The 18,004-nt window shown below is 64.1% G+C and carries 17 protein-coding genes and 1 pseudogene; 3 read left to right on the top strand and 15 right to left on the bottom strand.

The genetic code is table 11. The features are described from left to right. Positions 1-248: 248 nt before the first annotated feature. The 13 genes and pseudogenes from QP164_RS19305 to rpsB form a co-directional block, all read right to left on the bottom strand. Positions 249-563 (bottom strand): PilZ domain-containing protein, encoded by a 315-nt coding sequence (locus tag QP164_RS19305; protein WP_132896238.1) that lies wholly within the window; start codon positions 561-563, stop codon positions 249-251. Positions 564-687: 124 nt separating this feature from the next. Then, positions 688-918, bottom strand: coding sequence for a 50S ribosomal protein L31 (gene rpmE, locus QP164_RS19300; protein ID WP_055880673.1), 231 nt, complete (start codon positions 916-918; stop codon positions 688-690). 103 nt (positions 919-1,021) lie between these two features. Further along, positions 1,022-1,525 carry a 3-hydroxyacyl-ACP dehydratase FabZ gene (gene fabZ / locus QP164_RS19295; protein WP_333924145.1) on the bottom strand — a complete coding sequence of 168 codons (504 nt, stop codon included), beginning with the start codon at positions 1,523-1,525 and terminating at the stop codon, positions 1,022-1,024. 9 nt (positions 1,526-1,534) lie between these two features. Then, complete coding sequence (locus tag QP164_RS19290; RefSeq protein WP_333924144.1) at positions 1,535-2,203, bottom strand: OmpH family outer membrane protein; 669 nt, start codon at positions 2,201-2,203, stop codon at positions 1,535-1,537. Beyond that, entirely contained in the window at positions 2,203-4,965 is a 2,763-nt protein-coding gene (bamA, locus tag QP164_RS19285) for an outer membrane protein assembly factor BamA (protein WP_333924309.1), read from the bottom strand. The genes QP164_RS19290 and bamA overlap by 1 nt, the downstream gene beginning before the upstream one ends. A 53-nt stretch (positions 4,966-5,018) precedes the next feature. After that, positions 5,019-6,152 (bottom strand): RIP metalloprotease RseP, encoded by a 1,134-nt coding sequence (rseP, locus tag QP164_RS19280; protein WP_333924143.1) that lies wholly within the window; start codon positions 6,150-6,152, stop codon positions 5,019-5,021. Further along, positions 6,149-7,306 (bottom strand): 1-deoxy-D-xylulose-5-phosphate reductoisomerase, encoded by a 1,158-nt coding sequence (locus QP164_RS19275; protein ID WP_333924142.1) that lies wholly within the window; start codon positions 7,304-7,306, stop codon positions 6,149-6,151. Before QP164_RS19275 ends, rseP begins: the two co-directional genes overlap by 4 nt. After that, positions 7,303-8,058 (bottom strand): phosphatidate cytidylyltransferase, encoded by a 756-nt coding sequence (locus tag QP164_RS19270; RefSeq protein WP_333924308.1) that lies wholly within the window; start codon positions 8,056-8,058, stop codon positions 7,303-7,305. The genes QP164_RS19275 and QP164_RS19270 overlap by 4 nt, the downstream gene beginning before the upstream one ends. 183 nt (positions 8,059-8,241) lie before the next feature. Further along, positions 8,242-9,009, bottom strand: coding sequence for an isoprenyl transferase (locus QP164_RS19265; protein WP_132738141.1), 768 nt, complete (start codon positions 9,007-9,009; stop codon positions 8,242-8,244). Continuing rightward, the gene (frr, locus tag QP164_RS19260; protein WP_056055952.1) at positions 9,006-9,563 is read right to left on the bottom strand and encodes a ribosome recycling factor; all 558 of its coding nucleotides are present in this window, start codon (positions 9,561-9,563) and stop codon (positions 9,006-9,008) included. The genes QP164_RS19265 and frr overlap by 4 nt, the downstream gene beginning before the upstream one ends. A 1-nt stretch (position 9,564) precedes the next feature. Then, complete coding sequence (gene pyrH, locus QP164_RS19255) at positions 9,565-10,293, bottom strand: UMP kinase (RefSeq protein ID WP_056066004.1); 729 nt, start codon at positions 10,291-10,293, stop codon at positions 9,565-9,567. A gap of 409 nt (positions 10,294-10,702) precedes the next feature. Continuing rightward, entirely contained in the window at positions 10,703-11,635 is a 933-nt protein-coding gene (gene tsf / locus QP164_RS19250) for a translation elongation factor Ts (protein ID WP_277983544.1), read from the bottom strand. Between the two features lie 89 nt (positions 11,636-11,724). After that, positions 11,725-12,580: pseudogene (gene rpsB / locus QP164_RS19245) on the bottom strand (30S ribosomal protein S2). Between the two features lie 325 nt (positions 12,581-12,905). On the opposite strand from rpsB, the gene QP164_RS19240 reads away from it, so the two are divergent. Continuing rightward, positions 12,906-13,139 carry a hypothetical protein gene (locus tag QP164_RS19240; RefSeq protein ID WP_243643302.1) on the top strand — a complete coding sequence of 78 codons (234 nt, stop codon included), beginning with the start codon at positions 12,906-12,908 and terminating at the stop codon, positions 13,137-13,139. Here the strand turns inward: QP164_RS19240 and QP164_RS19235 are convergent. Next, complete coding sequence (locus QP164_RS19235; protein ID WP_132738129.1) at positions 13,078-13,929, bottom strand: CDP-alcohol phosphatidyltransferase family protein; 852 nt, start codon at positions 13,927-13,929, stop codon at positions 13,078-13,080. The two genes, QP164_RS19240 and QP164_RS19235, sit on opposite strands and share 62 nt — an antisense overlap. After that, positions 13,926-14,654 (bottom strand): phosphatidylserine decarboxylase, encoded by a 729-nt coding sequence (locus QP164_RS19230; protein ID WP_132738126.1) that lies wholly within the window; start codon positions 14,652-14,654, stop codon positions 13,926-13,928. Before QP164_RS19230 ends, QP164_RS19235 begins: the two co-directional genes overlap by 4 nt. Before the next feature lie 130 nt (positions 14,655-14,784). Between QP164_RS19230 and QP164_RS19225 the strand changes: the two genes are divergently transcribed. Together QP164_RS19225 and QP164_RS19220 are read left to right on the top strand one after the other, a co-directional pair. Beyond that, complete coding sequence (locus QP164_RS19225) at positions 14,785-16,005, top strand: NADP-dependent isocitrate dehydrogenase (RefSeq protein ID WP_132738123.1); 1,221 nt, start codon at positions 14,785-14,787, stop codon at positions 16,003-16,005. Positions 16,006-16,219: 214 nt separating this feature from the next. Further along, positions 16,220-17,998 carry a cation:proton antiporter domain-containing protein gene (locus QP164_RS19220; protein ID WP_333924141.1) on the top strand — a complete coding sequence of 593 codons (1,779 nt, stop codon included), beginning with the start codon at positions 16,220-16,222 and terminating at the stop codon, positions 17,996-17,998. Positions 17,999-18,004 lie beyond the last annotated feature (6 nt).

Raw genomic sequence — 18,004 nt, 5'->3', positions numbered from 1 at the left:
TTTGGTCGGTTTTCGGAATTTCCGACCCCTGCACTGCTCTACGGGCTCTTGTCGCCGGCCGAACCATGTCACGCTGCGCGCTGTAAGTCGCTAGACGAACGTCAAATTTGCCCCACACGAAGTCGAAACCGCGAGCCTCGTCCGGTGCGATGCCAGGGTTGCAAACCATCCATGATGTTAGAAAGCGCAAAGTCGTATAAGGTGCGACGACGCGATCATGCGAGCTAACGTGATCGCGATTAGCGACGCTATGCCGGATGATCCTGAATAAGCGCATCGAACGCTTCGATTGATAGCGGTTTGCGGAACTTGCAGCCGGCGGTAAAATCATCCGCCCACATGACTTCGGCAACGATCTGGCCGATCTGCGGCAGGTTGAGCCAGATGCTGGTCCCGCGCTTCAGCGCCGAATAGGTCTGGAGCCGCGCGCCGTTTATCGAGATGTCGACGACCTTGCACAAAGTGCGGCGCGTCTTGCCGATGCTGACGTCCAACGCGACAGGAGCACGGGGAGAACCGCGGCGGCTGGTGCGCTCTGCGGGTTCGAAATCGGCGGCGAACATGGCGTCCTCGTCCTTGCGAGTCCTAAGTCTGGCTTGCAGTCACAAGCCTAGCCGCCGTTACCTAACGTGATCTTAAGAAATGACCCCGGAACGGTTTAGTATCAATCCGTTCCGGGGTTTACACTTACTTACGGAGCGTGAGACCGCCACCGAAACGCTTGTTGAAGCGCGCGACCTGGCCGCCGGTATCGAGCATCGTGCCGCGGCCGCCGGTCCATGCCGGATGCGCGAGCGGATCGATCTCGAGCGTCATCACATCGCCTTCCTTACCCCAGGTGGTGCGAGTCTGGTACTTGCTGCCATCGGTCATCTGGACGGTGATCATGTGATAATCGGGGTGCGTATCGGCCTTCATGGGAATTCTCCGTATGTGGCTGGTTCCGACCAGCCTGAAAGGAAGGCGCGCCCGTACACGGACGCGCCCGATTTTACAAGAACGCGGGCCTGAAGCCTTAGCCTCAGACTTTAGGCGGGTCGGCGATCATCGCGGTGAAGTTCGCTTGGGCAACCAGTTGCCCGTCGACCAGCGCGCGACCGGCGAACTTGCACACCGCACTGCGCTTCTGGACGAACGTCACTTCGAGTTTCAGCAATACGCCCGGCTCGACCGGCTTGCGGAACTTCGCGCCGTCGATCGCCATGAAATAGACGAGCTTGCCCGAGCCCGCGAGACCCAGCGACTCGACCGCGAGAATCCCCGCGGCCTGCGCCATCGCCTCGACGATCAGCACGCCCGGCATAATCGGACGCCCAGGGAAATGCCCCTGGAAGAACTGCTCGTTCATCGACACCGCCTTGATCGCGGTGATCGACGTGTCGAGGACCAGGTCCTCGACACGATCGACCAGCAGCATCGGGTAGCGATGCGGCAATGCGGCCATGACGCGCCCGATATCGAGCGGACCCAGGCCTTTTGCCGCAGTCAGGCCTTTTGCCTCAGTATCGTTCACGATATCGGTCATCGGTGTAGCTTAGCGACCCTGTGGGGTGCGCGTAGCTGCCGGTGCACGACCAGCCGGTGCTGGTGCTGCGCCCTGCTGCTGCTGGCCACCCTGCTGGTTCGGCTGCCAGTTCGCCGGGACGGCGGTGCTGACCGACGGCACCAGACGATCGAGCTCTGTGGTGATCGCCGCGGTGATGTCGGCGGTCGGCTGTGCGAACAATGCGGCCTCGGGACGCAGCAACAGGCTGACGTTCTTGGCACGAACCGCGGCCGTCACGGCGTCGCTGAGCTTCGCCTGGATCTGCTCGATCGCATATTGCTGCGCGCGCTGGGCGGGCTGCGTCAGGCGAGCGAGTTCCTGGTTGGCTGCGTTCTCGCGGGTCTGGATCGCCTGAGCCTGCGGACGCAGCGTCGCTTCGGTCGCGCCGGGCGCGCGCTGTGCGGTCTGGAATGCGGTGACCAGCGGCTGAAGCTCACGGGCAACCGCCTGGCGACGCGTCTCGGCCTGGTCGAGCTGTGCCTTGTAGGTCGTCTCGATCTGGGCACGCGCAGCGTTCCAGGCCTTCGAGTTGGCGATCGCGCCCTGCGCATCGGCGACGGCGATACCCGAAACCTGCGCATCGGCGGCAGTTGCGGTCATGGCAGCCGGCGCGACGAGCGCTGCGGCGAGGAGAAGCGTCTTGAACGTCGTCGTCATCAGAACTGTGTCCCTACGTTGAAAGTAATGAGTTTGGGGTCGTCGCCCTTCTGCTTGAGCAGAGCCCTGGCGAGATCGATACGAAGCGGGCCGAACGGCGAGTTCCAGTTGACGCCGACACCGATCGACAAACGCGGCCGGGCCGAGTTGCCGAGGAAGCTTTCGACAAATGGAGTCTGCTCGGCCTGCGCGCGTGGATTGGCTGTCGTACCGATGCATGAGGTCCCTGCGGCGTCGGGCGACCCCGTCGAACACGTCGTGTTCGCCGTTACCGGCGCACCGGACGAGCTGGTGGTCGTATAGGTATAAAGCGGCGCACCCAGAGAATTGACGGCTGGCGTGAAGTTGGACTTCACATATTCCTTGCCGGTGGCCGGATCGACCGCAGTCTCGAATGTCGCGGTCGGCAACGGACGCTTGATCCCGAACAGGCTGCCCATCTGGGCGTAGACCGACGGCCGCAGTCCGAGCTCACGCGCGCCCGAGCCCAACGGAATCTCGATTTCGGCACGCGCCAGATAATAAGCGCGACCACCGAGCGCGTCGTCCTGGATCGAGTTGCGATCGGTCGCGAGGATCTGTGCCGGCGTTCCGTCGCTATATGCTGCGCGCAGGATACGCGGGCCGACGCCGCGGATGTCGAAGCCGCGGAACTGCGGCTCACCAAGATAGAACCGATCGGTGATACGGATCGCATCGATACCAGGCCCGCGGCTCTTCTCGAGCGGATGAATATAGCCACCCTCACCGATCAGCGATCCGATGAAACCGCTACCCAGGTTGACGTACTTCGATCCTTCAAGGCGGGTACGCAGATACTTCACGTCGCCGCCGAGACCGGCAAAGTCCTGGCTGAACGAGAAGCGCGAACCGGCGGTCGGGCGTAGACGGCTGTTCAGCGTATCGCGGCTGACCGAATAGCCGATCGACGAGGTCCAGCGATTGCCGATGGCCTCGCACAGATAGCGCCCTGCCACCAGGAGGTTGCACGAGCCGTCGGCGTTCAGATACTGACTGTCGAGGCTGACTTCGTCATACGACAGACCGTAACGACCCGACAGCGACCAGAATTCGGTCAGCGGCACGCCAGTCCGCAGCTGGAAGCCGGTCGAGACCTGCGAATAGTTGGTCTGGCGATCATTGCCGACATAGTTGAACGAGTTGTAGTCGCGGCGGAAGATGTCGCCGCCGAGCGCGATGTTCTTGTCGAACAGGTACGGCTCGGTGAAGCCCAGCTCGATCGACTTCGAATAGCTCGAATAGTTCACACCGGCGCGCAGCTCCTGGCCCTTGCCGCGGAAATTGCGCTGCGTGATGTTCGCCTGGATGATGAAGCGCTCGAGGCTCGAATAACCCGCCGACAGCTGGAGTTCGCCGGTCGACTTTTCTTCGAGGTTGGTCTCGAGGATCACGCGGTCGGGCGCGGAGCCCGGCAGCTGCTTGATTTCCATCTTGTCCGCGAAATAGCCGAGCGAGTTGATGCGATCCTGCGAACGCTTCACCTGGAAGCTGTTGAACGCATCGCCCTCGGCCAGACGGATCTCGCGCCGGACGACCTTGTCCTGCGTCTGCGTGTTGCCGTTGATCTCGATCCGCTCGACATACGTCCGCTTGGCTTCGGCGATGTTGAAATTAATCCCCATCGTCAGCGTTTCGGCGTCCTTCTGGAACTCCGGGTTCACCTCGGTGAACGCATAGCCGAACAAGCCCGCGGTCTGGGACAGGTTGTCGACCGAATCCTCGACGAGCTTGGCGTTGTACCAGTCGCCCTTCTTCAGCGGCAGCGTGGCCGCAAGCTTGGTGTTGTCGAAGTCGCGGATCTGGCTGTCGACGGTCACGTCGCCGAACTTGTAGCGCTTGCCCTCCTCCACCACGTACGTGATGATGAAGTCCTTCTTGTCCGGCGTCAGTTCCGCTACCGCCGAGGTCACGCGGAAATCGGCATAGCCCTGCGTCAGGTAGAACTGGCGCAGCTTCTGCTGATCGTAGCTTAGACGATCCTGATCGTAGCTGGTCGCCGACGACAGCAGGCGGAACAGCCGCGACTGCTTGGTCGCCATCTGGCCGCGAATCTGATCGTCCGAGAACACCTCGTTGCCGAGGATGTTGATCTGGCGGACCTTCGACTTCGGGCCTTCGCTGACCTCGAACACCACGTCGACGCGGTTCTGGTCGAGGTTGACCATCTTCGGATCGATCACCGCGGCGAAACGGCCCTGGCGGCGATAGAGTTCGATGATCCGCGAAATGTCCTGACGGACCGCGGTGCGCGTGAAGATCTGGCGCGGTGCGAGCTTGATCTCTTTGGTGATCTTGTCGGTCTTGAGCGCCTTGTTGCCCTCGATGATCACGCGGTTGATGATCGGGTTCTCACGCACGCGCAGCACGATGTTGCCCGTCTCGACGCCGGCGATCGAGTAGTCCGCGAACAGGTCGCTCGCCTGCAGGTCCTTCAGCGCCTGATCGAGCGTTTCCGCGGTGTACGGAATACCGATGCGCAGCTTGGTGTAGCTCAGCACCGTCTCGGCCTCGATCCGCTGTGATCCCTCGACTCGCAAAGTCTTGATCGTGCCGGCGGATACCGGAGCCGTGACGGGCGTTACACTATTGACCGCCCCCGTGACGGGATTGCGGACCGGAGCCGGGGTCGTCGTCGCGACCGGTGCGGTCTGCGCGAACGCGGGCGCGCCGGACAGGATCGTGCCTGCGAGAAGCAGGGCGCCCTTCCGCGCGAAATCGTAACCGTTGATCGCTGTCACCAAACCCACCCCAAAAACGTGCACATACAAGGCGCGCCCGCCCTGCCCTATCGTCGTCAGCCGATCAAGCCGGCCAGATTTTTCCACAGCCCAAAATTGCCGAGATCGTTGAACGTCACCAGCAACATCAGCGCAAGAATTGCCGCGAGGCCGCCGCGAAACGCCCATTCCTGAACCTGCGGCTCGACCGGGCGCCTGCGCACCGCTTCGATCGCATAAAAGAAGAGATGACCGCCATCGAGCATCGGCACTGGCAGCAGATTGATGAACCCCAGATTGATCGAGACCAGGGCGATCAAGAAGACATACGCGTCGAGCCCGAGCGACATCTGCTCGCCCGACACCTTGGCGATGCTGAGCGGCCCGCCGAGTTCCTTGACCGAGCGGCGCCCGGTGATGACCTGGCTCAGCGTCTCGACCATCATCGAGACGATCTCGCCAGTGCGCTTCACCGCGATCACCGGCGCTTCGATCAGGCTGACGGGGACGATCACGGGCTTGCTGCCGGCGATGCCGAGGCGGCCGATCTTGTATTCGTTGCCGAAGCGATCGCGCTGCAATTCGGTGCCGATCACGAGATCGCGCGATACCGTCTGGCCACCGCGCAGCGCGTCGATCTGTGTACGCTCGCCGGCGCGGATGCGCGCGAAGCGGGCGAGATCGTCGAACGTCTCGACCGATCGTCCGCCGATCGCGGTGATCCGGTCGCCGACCTGCAGGCCAGCAGCCGCGGCCGGACTGCCGGGCATCGTGCCACCGACGACGGGCGGCATGCGGATGTCGCCGTAAGCAAACGCGAAACCAGCGAGAATCAGGATCGCGACGACGAAATTGACGACCGGGCCCGCGGCGACGACGATCGCGCGCTGCCATACCGGCTTCGACTGGAAGGTGCGCTGGCGTTCTTCGGCGGGTAGCGACAGCCATTCGGCCGAGGGCTGACTCGCCGGGTTCATATCGCCCGCGAACTTTACATAGCCGCCGAGCGGTAACCAGCCGAACTTCCAGCGGGTGCCGCGGCTGTCAGTGAACCCGGCGACCTCGCGGCCGAAGCCGATCGCGAAGGCATCCGCCTTGATCCCGAAAAAGCGTCCGGAGAGGTAATGTCCCATCTCGTGCACGAACACGAGCGGCCCGATCACCAGGACGAACGACAATATGGTCAGCAGGATACCCGGCGTTTCGATCAAACCACGCAATCCTCTACACGCTTGCCCGCCAGGATCCGCGCCTCGGCGTCGATCGCCAGCACGGCATCGACGCTGTCCGGTGCAGCCGGGTTATAGCGCATTAGCGTATCCTCTACGATTGCGGCAATTTCGAGGAAACAAATCCGGCGCTTGAGGAAGGCTTCGACCGCGACTTCGTTGGCGGCGTTGAGGGTTGCCGGCCGCGCCCCGCCCGCATCCAACGCTTCGCGCGCGAGTCGCAAGGCCGGGAAACGCACCGGATCGGGCGCCTCGAAGTCGAGTCGGCCGATTCCGACCAGGTCTAGTGGGGCCATCGGCGTCGCCATCCGGTCGGGCCATGCGAGCGTATGCGCGATCGGCGTCCTCATGTCGGGGGGCCCGAGCTGCGCGAGAACCGAGCCGTCGACATAATCGACGAGGCTGTGGACCACCGATTGCGGGTGGATGACGATCTCGATCCGGTCGTGCGGGATCGGAAACAACCGGGCGGCCTCGATCAGTTCGAGGCCCTTGTTCATGCAGGTCGCCGAATCGACCGAAATCTTTGCGCCCATCGACCAGTTGGGGTGCTTGACCGCCTGCTCGAGCGTCACGCCGCGCATCTGCTCTATCGTCCAGTCGCGGAACGGGCCGCCACTGCACGTGAGGATAATCCGCCGCACGCGCTCGGGCCGAGTCGCGTCGAAGCACTGGAAGATTGCGTTGTGTTCGGAATCGGCAGGCAACAACGTCGCGCCGGTCCGCTTGGCCGCGGCAAGGATCACGTCGCCGGCCGAAACCAGCGGCTCCTTGTTGGCGATCACGACGGTACCGCCCTGCTCGATCGCCGCCATCACCGGCTTGAGCCCCGCGCAACCGACGATCGCGCCCATGGTCCATTCGGCTCCCGATGCCGCAGCCTCGGCGATAGCGTCGGCACCACCGCCTGCGCGGATGCCGGTGCCCGCCAGCGCCTCGCGCAATTCGGGGAGGCAGCCCTCGTCCGCAACGACAGCGAACTCGGCCTTGGTCCGGATCGCGGCCGCAGCCAGCTTGGTCACATCGCAGTTCGCGGTCAGTGCGACGACACGGAAGCGATCGGGCTCACGCTCGATCAGGTCGAGCGTCGAGGTGCCGACCGAGCCGGTCGCGCCCAGGATCGTGACGGTCTTCATGCGTAAAAATGCGGCAGCAGGACGAGGAACGCGGCGACCGGGGCGACTGGCACGAGCCCGTCGAGGCGATCCATCACGCCGCCGTGGCCGGGCAGGATGTTGCCGCTGTCCTTCACGCCTGCCACTCGCTTCAACCAACTCTCATAAAGATCGCCCATCTGCGCGAGCACGGCGAGCACCGGCGTCGCCAGCGTCATCCGCATCGGCAGGCCGTAATGGATGTGCAGCACCGCCGCGACCGCGCTTGCCAGCACGACGCCGCCGATCAGCCCCGACCATGTCTTGTTCGGGCTGATCACCGGCGCGAGCTTGGGCCCGCCCAGCGTCCGCCCGGTGAAGAACGCGCCTATATCGCACGCCCACACCAGCGACAGCGCCCACAGCGTGAAGAGGATACCCTCGTCCTGCCGCCGGATGATCATCAACGCGAGTACCGGAAGGCCGCAATAGAGGATGCCGAGCGCGAGGGGTGGCTTGCGCGTGGTGATGACGACGAAGAACGCGGCACCGGCAAGCAGCCCCAGCGTGAAGAAATCGTGGATCACCAGGATCAGCGATGCGGGCGCCATCAGCGCCAGCGGGACCGACAGCGCGAACTGCGTCATTCGCTTGGTCTTGCGATCGGCGCCTTGCAGCATCGACCATTCCGCCATCATGAACAGCGCCGCGACCACGCCGAGCACCCAGAACGCGATCCCGCCCAGCGTCAGCGCGATGCTGGCGACGGCAATCATCGCGACGCTGGCGATCATGCGGAGCTTCAGGTTGGACGGCGTTCGCAGCACCTGGTCGGGCGCGTTCGCCGGGTCTGGCAGGGTCGTCAAAGGGCCACTCCAAACCTACAAATGTTCGCCCGCGAAGGCGGCGGGGTCCAGGGTCACGCATGTTGGAGTGCCTGGCTCCCGCGCCCCCGCGTTCGCGAGGGAACAGGAAATTCACAGCCCACCGTAGCGGCGTTGACGCTGCCCGAACGCCGCTACCGCATCGGCAAGCGCGGCCGCGTCAAAATCGGGCCAAAGCGTGTCGACGAACAGCAGTTCCGCATACGCCGCCTGCCACAACAGGAAGTTCGACAGGCGCTGTTCACCCGACGTCCGGATCATCAGGTCGAGCGGCGGCAGGTCGTGCGTGTCGAGTTCGGCTTCGATCGTGCCGACGTCGATGCTGGCAGGATCGAGCGCGCCGTCACGCGCACGCTCGGCAAGACGCCGTGCCGCACCAACCAGCTCGGCATGCGCGCCGTAATTGAGTGCGATCGCGAGGATCGGACCGGTATTGCCCGCAGTCCGCGCGATGGCGTCATCGACCATCGCCACCAGATCGGGCGAAAAGCTGTGATAATCACCAATCACGCGCAGCCGGACGTTCTCGCGCGCCAGTTCGTCGAGGTCGCTGCGGATGAAATGCCGCAGCAGCCCCATCAGGTCGCTGACCTCTTCGGCCGGACGCCGCCAGTTCTCGGACGAGAACGCATACAGCGTCAGCGCCTCGATCCCCATCGCGCGCGCGGCGCGCGTCACCTTGCGCACCGCCTCGACGCCGGCCTTGTGCCCGGCAAAGCGCGGCAGGAACCGCTTCTTCGCCCAGCGGCCGTTGCCGTCCATGATGATCGCAACATGACGCGGCACCGCCCCGCCCGAGGGGACGGCGACGAGCGGCGCGGCGGAGGTAGCCCCCGCCGAAGCGGCGCCGAACGCCCTCACTTGCCCAGGATTTCCTTTTCCTTGGCGGTCGCGGTCGCGTCGAGCTCGGCGATGATGCTGTCGGTCAGCTTCTGGACTTCGGTCTCGTGACGCTTGCGCTCGTCCTCGCCGAACACGCCCTTCTTCTCGTCGACCTTGAGCGAATCCATGCCGTCGCGACGGACGTTGCGGACCGCGATGCGCGCCTTCTCGGCGTACTGGCCCGCGAGCTTGGCGAGTTCCTTGCGGCGCTCCTCGGTCAGATCCGGGATCGGCAGGCGCAGCGTCTGGCCGTCGACGATCGGGTTGAGCCCGAGGCCGGCCGAGCGGATCGCCTTGTCGGTCGGGCCGACGTTCGACTTGTCCCAGACCTGCACCGACAGCATCCGCGGCTCTGGCGCCGACACGGTCGCGACCTGGTTGAGCGGCATCGACGAGCCGTACACCGTCACCATCACCGGATCGAGCAACGCGGTCGACGCGCGCCCCGTGCGAAGCCCTGCGAGATCGCTCTTCAGCGCTTCGACGGCACCCGCCATGCGGCGTTCGAGGTCGGTCTTGTCGTATGCAGCCATCTTAAAGCTCCTGCTCGTTCTGGACGATCGTCGACACGCCATCACCCGCCAGGACCGCGGCGAGATTGCCGGGTTCGCGGATGTTGAAGACGACGATCGGGATGTTGTTGTCACGGCAGAGCGCGATCGCGCTCGCGTCCATGACCTTGAGGTCGTCGGACAGCACGCGGCTATACGTGACCGTTTCGTAGCGCACTGCGTCCGGGTGCGTCTTCGGGTCGGCGTTGTACACGCCGTCGACCGAAGTGCCCTTGAACAGCGCATCGCACTTCATCTCGGCAGCACGCAAAGCGGCGCCCGAATCGGTGGTGAAATAAGGGCTGCCGACGCCCGCCGCGAAGATCACGACGCGGCCCTTTTCGAGGTGACGCTCGGCGCGGCGGCGGATGAACGGCTCGCAGACCGACGCCATCGGGATCGCCGACTGGACGCGCGTGTCGACGCCGATCTGCTCCAGCGCGTTCTGCACGGCCAGCGCGTTCATGACGGTCGCGAGCATGCCCATGTAATCGCCGGTCGCCCGGTCCATGCCGCGTGCCGCGCCCGCCATACCGCGGAAGATGTTGCCACCGCCGACGACGATGCAGATCTCGTAGCCCTTGGCCTTGATGTCCGCGATCTCCTGCGCGACGCGCGCGGTGACGGTCGGATCGATCGAAAGGCCCGACGGCCCCATCAGGACTTCGCCCGACAGTTTCAGCAGGATACGGTTGTAGCGCGGAGGCGTCATAAATCTCGAATTGTGATTGGCGGGGCGGCGCGGACCTTAGGCGGCGAGGCCCACGATGTGAAGCGCTGTGCGGCGCGCGCATCGATTCTGGGTGGAGATGAGACGGAAAATCGTAGTTCGCAGAAGCGCGCAACGGAGAACTATCGTCATTCCCGCGGAGGTAGGAACCCATATGGGCTGGCGTCTCGCTGGATCACCGGTCCCAGAGCATTTGAATCCCCGCCTACGCGCGGATGACGGAGCAGCACCAAGGCTGCCCCGCTATCCTTCTCCCCTCGGGGAGAAGGTGGCCCGGCAGGGCCGGATGAGGGGGCGTGAGGTTCGAGACCTAGCCACTCCCCTCACCCTTCCCACCGCAAGCGCGGCGGGCCCCTTCCCTCTCCCCGGAGGGGCGAGGGAGGAAGTCGGCTTACGCCTGGGGTACGCCCGAAGCAGCAGCAACCTCGGCTGCGAAGTCGGACTGCTCCTTCTCGATGCCTTCGCCGAGCTGGAAGCGGACATAGTCCACCAGCTTGATCTCGGCGCCCGCATCCTTGCCGGCCTTGGCGACGACGTCGGAGATCTTGGTCTTGCCGTCCATCACGAACAGCTGGCTGACCAGAGCATGCTCCTTGCGGTACTTGGCGATACCGCCCTCGACCATCTTGGCGATGATGTCGGCAGGCTTGCCCGACTCGGCGGCTTTCTCGGTCGCGATCGCGCGCTCGCGCTCGATCTCGGACTCGTCGAGGTCGGCTTCGTTGAGCGCCTTCGGGAATGCCGCTGCGATGTGCATCGCAAGCTGCTTGCCGAGCGTCTGGAGAACCTCGTCCGAAGCCTCCGACTCGAGCGCGACGAGCACACCAATCTTGCCGAGGCCAGGGGCCGCTGCATTGTGGATGTACGGAACGACCGCACCCTTGCTGACTTCCAGCGTGCGCGAGCGGCGCAGCGACTGGTTCTCGCCGATCGTCGCGACGTTGTTCGTCAGCACTTCCTCGACGGTCTTGCCCGATGGCATCGCCTGCGACTTAAGCGCCTCGATGTCGCCACCAGTTGCGAGCGCGATCTGCGTGACGTCACGGACGAACGACTGGAACTGGTCGTTCTTCGCGACGAAATCGGTCTCCGAGTTCACTTCGACCGCTGCGCCCTTGGTGCCCGATACGGCGACGCCGACCAGGCCCTCGGCCGCGGTGCGGCTGGACTTCTTCGCGGCGGCTGCGAGCCCCTTGGTGCGCAGCCAATCCATTGCCTGCTCCATGTCGCCGGCGTTCTCGCTCAGCGCCTTCTTGCAATCCATCATGCCCGCGCCGCTCTTCTCGCGCAGATCCTTGACCATCGCTGCCGTGATATCGGCCATGTCTCTAATCCTTTTTAGGTCTGAATATGGTTGCGGGCGAGGCAGAGCTTTCGCCCTACCCCGCCCGCATGACGGTTCGGCGACGACGCTTATGCGTCGATCTGGCGCTCACCCTCGGCTGCGAATTCCGCAGCGGTATCGGCATTCGCGGTTGCCTGTGCCGTGTCAGCCGTAGCTTCGACGGTCGGCTCTGCGCTCAATGCTTCTTCCTTCGGCGGCTCGACCATCGCGCCGATGTCGGCACCGGTGCGGCGCTGCTGCTCCTGGCCGCCGCGCGTCGCTGCGATCGCGATCGCCTCGCAGTACAGGCGGATGGCGCGGGCTGCGTCGTCGTTCGCGGGAACCGGGAAGGCGATGCCGTCCGGCGACACGTTCGAATCGAGGATCGCGACGACGGGAATACCCAGCGTGTTCGCTTCCTTGATCGCCAGCTCTTCCTTGTTCGCGTCGATCACGAACATCACGTCGGGAATGCCGCCCATGTCGCGGATGCCGCCGAGCGAAAGCTCGAGCTTGTCCTTCTCGCGGGTGAGCTGAAGGACTTCCTTCTTGGTCAGGCCGACGGTGTCGCCCGACAGCATTTCCTCAAGCGTCTTGAGACGCTTGATCGAACCCGAGATGGTCTTCCAGTTGGTGAGCATGCCGCCCAACCAGCGATGGTTGACGAAGTGCTGGCCCGAGCGACGTGCGGCGTCCGCGACGGGCTCCTGCGCCTGGCGCTTGGTGCCGACGAACAGGACCTTGCCACCACCGGCAACCGCCGACGAGACGAATTCGAGCGCGCGCGCGAACAGCGGCACGGTCTGCGAAAGGTCGAGGATGTGGACGCCGTTACGATCACCGAAGATGTAAGGCTTCATCTTGGGGTTCCACCGATGAGTCTGGTGGCCGAAATGCGCGCCCGTTCTCGATGAGCTGCTGCATGGAGACGACTGGAGCCGCCATAGGGATATATCCTTCCGGTTGTGCCTCTGGGAAGCGGATGACGTCGTGGCCGAATGACCGTGACGCACCGGGCTATGATGCCTCCCATGCGGGGTTAGAGGCGCGGCCCTTAGCGTGGCTCTATTCGAAAAGCAATCGCACAAGGCCCGCTTGACTCATGGAACGCAATGAGAACATAAAGGGCTCAGAGGGGAACAGATGTTCGACTCGGCGCGGAATCACCCCGGCATGACGGGATTCGGAATGCGACGAGTGGAACGATGTTTCTGACCAAGTGTTTGCGGATATTAGGAATTTGTTCGCAACTCATAGGAAGGCGGACGTGATGTTGGTTCTGAGCTTCATGGTTTTTGCTGGTGCATTCGCGATCGCGGGCATGATGATCGTCTCGTCGATCGCGCCGCAGTGGGACCGTATCGTCCGTCTCGCGATGGGCAACGTCGAACCCGCGTTCCAGCCGCTCCGCACGCTGGCCGTTGCGGAGCGCCGGATTGCAGTCAGGCGCTGGGCTTCGACGTCGACTCCGGTGCCCGCCCGCCGCTGGAACGCTGCCGCCTGATTTTGGCGTAACTCGCGATGCTGAACGGCATCGAGAGCAGGTACAGTACACAGATGATGCTGAGCGTATGCCATGGTGCGCTCACGATGGCAGCGCCAAGCAATACGACGAGCGCAATGGCCTCGAACCGGATGTTGCTGCGGAGTTTGACCGAACTCCATGAGTAGGTTGCGATACTCGACACCATCAGCAACGCGACGAACGCGACCCACGGCGCCACGAAATATGGTGACGCGAATTTCGGCTCGTCGGTCCAGAACCAGAAGAACATCGGCATTAGCGCGAGGCCGGCGCCGGCTGGAGCCGGAACCCCGGTAAGGAAACCGGCCGATTTGTGCGGCTGGTGGCTCTCGTCGATCTTGGCATTGAAGCGCGCGAGACGCAGTGCGCAGAACACGGCGAGGATCAGCGAACAGATCCAGCCGACGCGGGGCAGCGCCGCCAGCGACCACAGATAGACGATCAGCGCGGGCGCTACGCCGAAAGAGATCGCGTCGGACAAAGAGTCGAGTTCGGCGCCAAAACGGCTTTCGCCGTGGAGCATCCGGGCGATGCGACCGTCGAGTCCGTCGAGCACGCCGGCAACCATGATCATCGCGACGGCGCTTTGCCATTCGCCACCGATCGCAAATCGCACGCCGCTAAGGCCTGAGCACAACGCCAGTGCGGTTACGGCATTGGGCGCGACCGCGCGCAGCGGAAGACCGCGCGGCGCCCGGCGGGTGCGACCGAACTTCCCGCGACCGCGTGAGTCGGTCGAACCGTCATCGATCTCGTCGCGATCAATCATTGCGCGACACCACCGACCGGAACACCACCGACGCGACCCAGCACGGTCTCACCTGCAACGCTGCGCTGACCGAGGCAGACCTGCGGCACGACATGATCGGGCAGGTACACGTCGACGCGGCTGCCGAACCGGATCAGCCCGATGCGCTGGCCGGCCGCGACCATGTCGCCGGCCTTGACGAAACCAAGGATACGACGCGCGACGAGGCCCGCGATCTGCGTAAAGCCGACCCGCATGCCGTGACGATCTTCGACGACAAAATGCTGACGCTCGTTTTCGTCGCTGGCCTTGTCGAGGTCGGCGTTAAGAAACTTGCCCGAGATATAAACGACTTGGCGGACGGTCCCGGCGATCGGCGTGCGATTGATGTGCACGTCGAACACCGACATGAAGATCGACACGCGGACCAGCGGCGCATCGCCGAGGCCGTTCTCACCGGCGAGTTCGCGCGGGATCGGCACGCGCTGGATCATCGTGATCAGTCCATCGGCCGGCGCGACGATCAGGCCTTCACCCTGAGGGGTCGTGCGGATCGGATCGCGAAAGAACGTCGCGACCCAGATCACGACGCCGACCATCGGCCAGAACAGCACGTGGCTGACAATCGTCAGCAACAGTGTGATGCCGGTCGCGATCGCGACGTATTTGTGGCCTTCCGGATGGACTGTGGGAAATCGCCATTTGACCGTGGAGGTCGTGACGGGCGGCTTGTCGAGCGATGCCATAGCCCGCGGGTCTATCCGTGCAGGACGCGCGATACAACGATGAACCCGCTTTTCCTTACAGGACCAGTGGTTGATCGCCGCGGCGTGCTCCCCTAGACGCTCCCCAAACCCCTCCCCGAAGGACCCGGATATGGCGAAGATCAAGGTAAAGAATCCGATCGTGGAGATCGATGGCGACGAGATGACCCGGATCATCTGGGAATGGATCCGCGAGCGCCTGATCAAGCCGTATCTCGACATCCAGCTCGATTATTACGATCTCGGCGTCGAGCACCGCGACGCGACCGACGACCAGGTCACGATCGACAGCGCGCTCGCCACGCAGAAGCACGGCGTCGCGGTGAAGTGCGCGACGATCACGCCCGACGAGCAGCGCGTGACCGAGTTCGGCCTCAAGAAGATGTGGAAGTCGCCGAACGGCACGATCCGCAACATCCTCGGCGGCACCATCTTCCGCGAGCCGATCGTGATCAAGAACGTCCCCCGCCTGATTCCGGGCTGGACGCACCCGATCGTCGTCGGCCGTCACGCATTCGGCGATCAGTACCGCGCAACCGACTATCTGGTCCCAGGTCCGGGCAAGCTGCGCCTCGTCTTCGAAGGCGACGACGGCACGGTGATCGACCGCGAGGTGTTCCAGTTCCCGTCGGCGGGCGTTGCGATGGCGATGTACAACCTCGACGATTCGATCCGCGATTTCGCCCGCGCCTCGATGCACTACGGCCTCAACCTAAAGTGGCCGGTGTATTTGTCGACCAAGAACACGATCCTCAAGGCCTATGACGGCCGCTTCAAGGACCTCTTCGCCGAGGTGTTCGAGGCCGAGTTCAAGGACAAGTTCAAGGAAGCCGGCATCGTCTACGAGCATCGCCTGATCGACGACATGGTCGCATCGGCGCTGAAGTGGAATGGCGAGTTCGTCTGGGCCTGCAAGAACTATGACGGCGACGTCCAGTCGGACCAGGTCGCACAGGGCTTCGGATCGCTCGGCCTGATGACCTCGATCCTGCTGACCCCGGACGGCAAGACCGTCGAGGCCGAGGCGGCGCACGGCACCGTCACGCGGCACTTTCGCATGCACGAGCAGGGCAAGGCGACCTCGACCAACCCGATCGCGTCGATCTTCGCGTGGACCGGTGGCCTGAAGTATCGCGGCAAGTTCGACGATACGCCAGACGTCACGAAGTTCGCCGAGACGCTCGAGCGCGTCTGCGTCCAGACGGTTGAGAACGGCCACATGACCAAGGATCTCGCGATCCTGATCGGCCCGGACCAGCCCTGGATGACGACAGAGCAGTTCTTCGAGCAGGTGCGCGCGAACCTCGAGACCGAAATGGCCAACTGGGCCTGATCGCACTGCCCCGCTCCCCCTGAAGGGGCGGGGCCTTATCCCTCCCGTCATCCTGACGAAATTCAGGACCCAGGGTTATAGACGCTGACGTTTTTGGCTCTGGATCCTGACTTTCGTCAGGATGACGGAGGAAATACACCTCTTTCCGCTGCCGATTGCGGCAGCACGTCACCACGGGTGACAAATCCGTCATGCGTCCCCTAAGGTCGCACGCATGGCATTACGGCTCGACAATCAAGGTTTCAGCGACACGCTCGTCATCCTCGGCGCGGCGGGCCTCGTCATTCCCGCGTTCGCGCGGTTCCGGGTCAGTCCGGTCATCGGTTTCATCCTGGTCGGGCTGCTCGTTGGCCCGGCCGGCTTGGGCTCGCTTACCGGCTCTGCGCCGTGGTTGTATTACCTGACCATCTCGAATCCGGAATCGATCGAGCCATTCGCCGAGTTCGGAATCATCCTGCTGCTGTTCTCGATCGGCCTGGAACTGTCGTTCAAACGCTTGTGGTCGATGAAGCGCCTGGTGTTCGGCACCGGCGCCGCAGAACTGATCGGTTCGGCGCTGATCATCGGCGTGGCGCTTCATTTCATCGGCCAGGAATGGGCGGGAGCGATCGGGCTTGGGTTCGCGCTCGCCCTATCGTCCACAGCGCTGGTCCTGCCGCTTGTCGGCACCACCGGCGCGGTCGGGCGCGGCGCGTTCGCAATGCTGTTGTTCGAGGATCTGGCGCTCGTCCCGATCATCTTCGTGCTCGGCGCGCTGGCCCCGACCGCGAGCGCGGATGGCTGGTCGAATATCGCCGGCGTCGCGTTCCGCGGCGGGCTGACCGTGGTCGCGATGTATGTCGGCGGACGGCTCGTCCTGCCCCGCCTGTTCGGACAGGCCGCACGAACCAAGAGCCCCGAACTCTTCCTCGCCGCGTCGCTGCTGGTAGTGATTGTCGCCAGCGTCGCGACCACCGCCGCCGGGCTGTCGCCGATCGTCGGCGCGCTGCTGGCGGGACTGCTGATCGCCGAGACCGAGTATCATAGCGAGGTCGAGGTCATCACCGCGCCGTTCAAGGGGCTCGCGCTTGGCGTGTTCCTGATCACCGTCGGCATGAGCCTCGACCTCCGGTTGATCGCACAGAACTGGCCATCGCTGCTGCTCGCGGTGACCGGCGTGGTCGCGACCAAGGCGATCGTGACGTTCCTGTTCCTGCGCGTCGCCAACTCTCGGCGCGGCGTTGCAGCGGAAACCGGCCTGCTGATGGGCAGTCCGTCCGAGACGACGCTGATCGTCCTGGCCACCGCCGCACAGGCACAGCTGATCCTGCCGTCGACTGCGTCGTTCTGGCAGACGGTCACCGCGATCGGGCTGACGATCACGCCGCTGCTGGCAAAACTGGGCCGCACCGTCTCTCGCCAACTGGAGAGCCGATCGGGTGCCGATGCAGGCGATATCGAGATCGACGAGGACGGGCCGGGAACGGTCGTGATCGGCTTTGGCCGGGTGGGCCGGATGGTGGCGGACATGCTCGCGGTCCATGGGCAGAAATACGTCGCGGTCGAGGCGGACATCGACTCGGTCGAAGCCGCGCGCGCCCAAGGCCATCCGGTACTGTTCGGCGATGTCGCTCGCCCGGAACTGGTCGATCGGCTGAAGCTGCATACCGCCAAGGCGCTGATCCTGACGATGGATGATCCGGTGTTGACGGTGCGGCTGGCGCGGCGTGTGCGGGCCTTGGCGCCGGATCTGCCGATCGTGGCGCGTGCGCGCGATACGGCGCATGCGGCCGAGCTGTACCGGGCGGGCGTGACGGATGCGGTGCCGGAGACTTTGGAGAGTTCGCTGCAGTTGGCGGAGGCGGTGCTGGTCGATCTCGGGGTAGCGATGGGGCCCGTCATCGCCTCGATCCATGAGAAGCGCGACGAGCTTCGTCAGGAGATCAAGGCGGCCGCCGACATGATCGCCGAGCCCCGGATCAGAAAGGCCAAGCGAACACCCCGCGCGGTGTAGCGGTGT

It is taken from the genome of Sphingomonas sp. LR59, from assembly GCF_036855945.1.
In the GTDB taxonomy this organism is placed as follows: domain Bacteria; phylum Pseudomonadota; class Alphaproteobacteria; order Sphingomonadales; family Sphingomonadaceae; genus Sphingomonas.
Note: the sequence above shows the minus strand (reverse complement) of the source record. Positions and strands in the feature narration are given on the sequence as shown.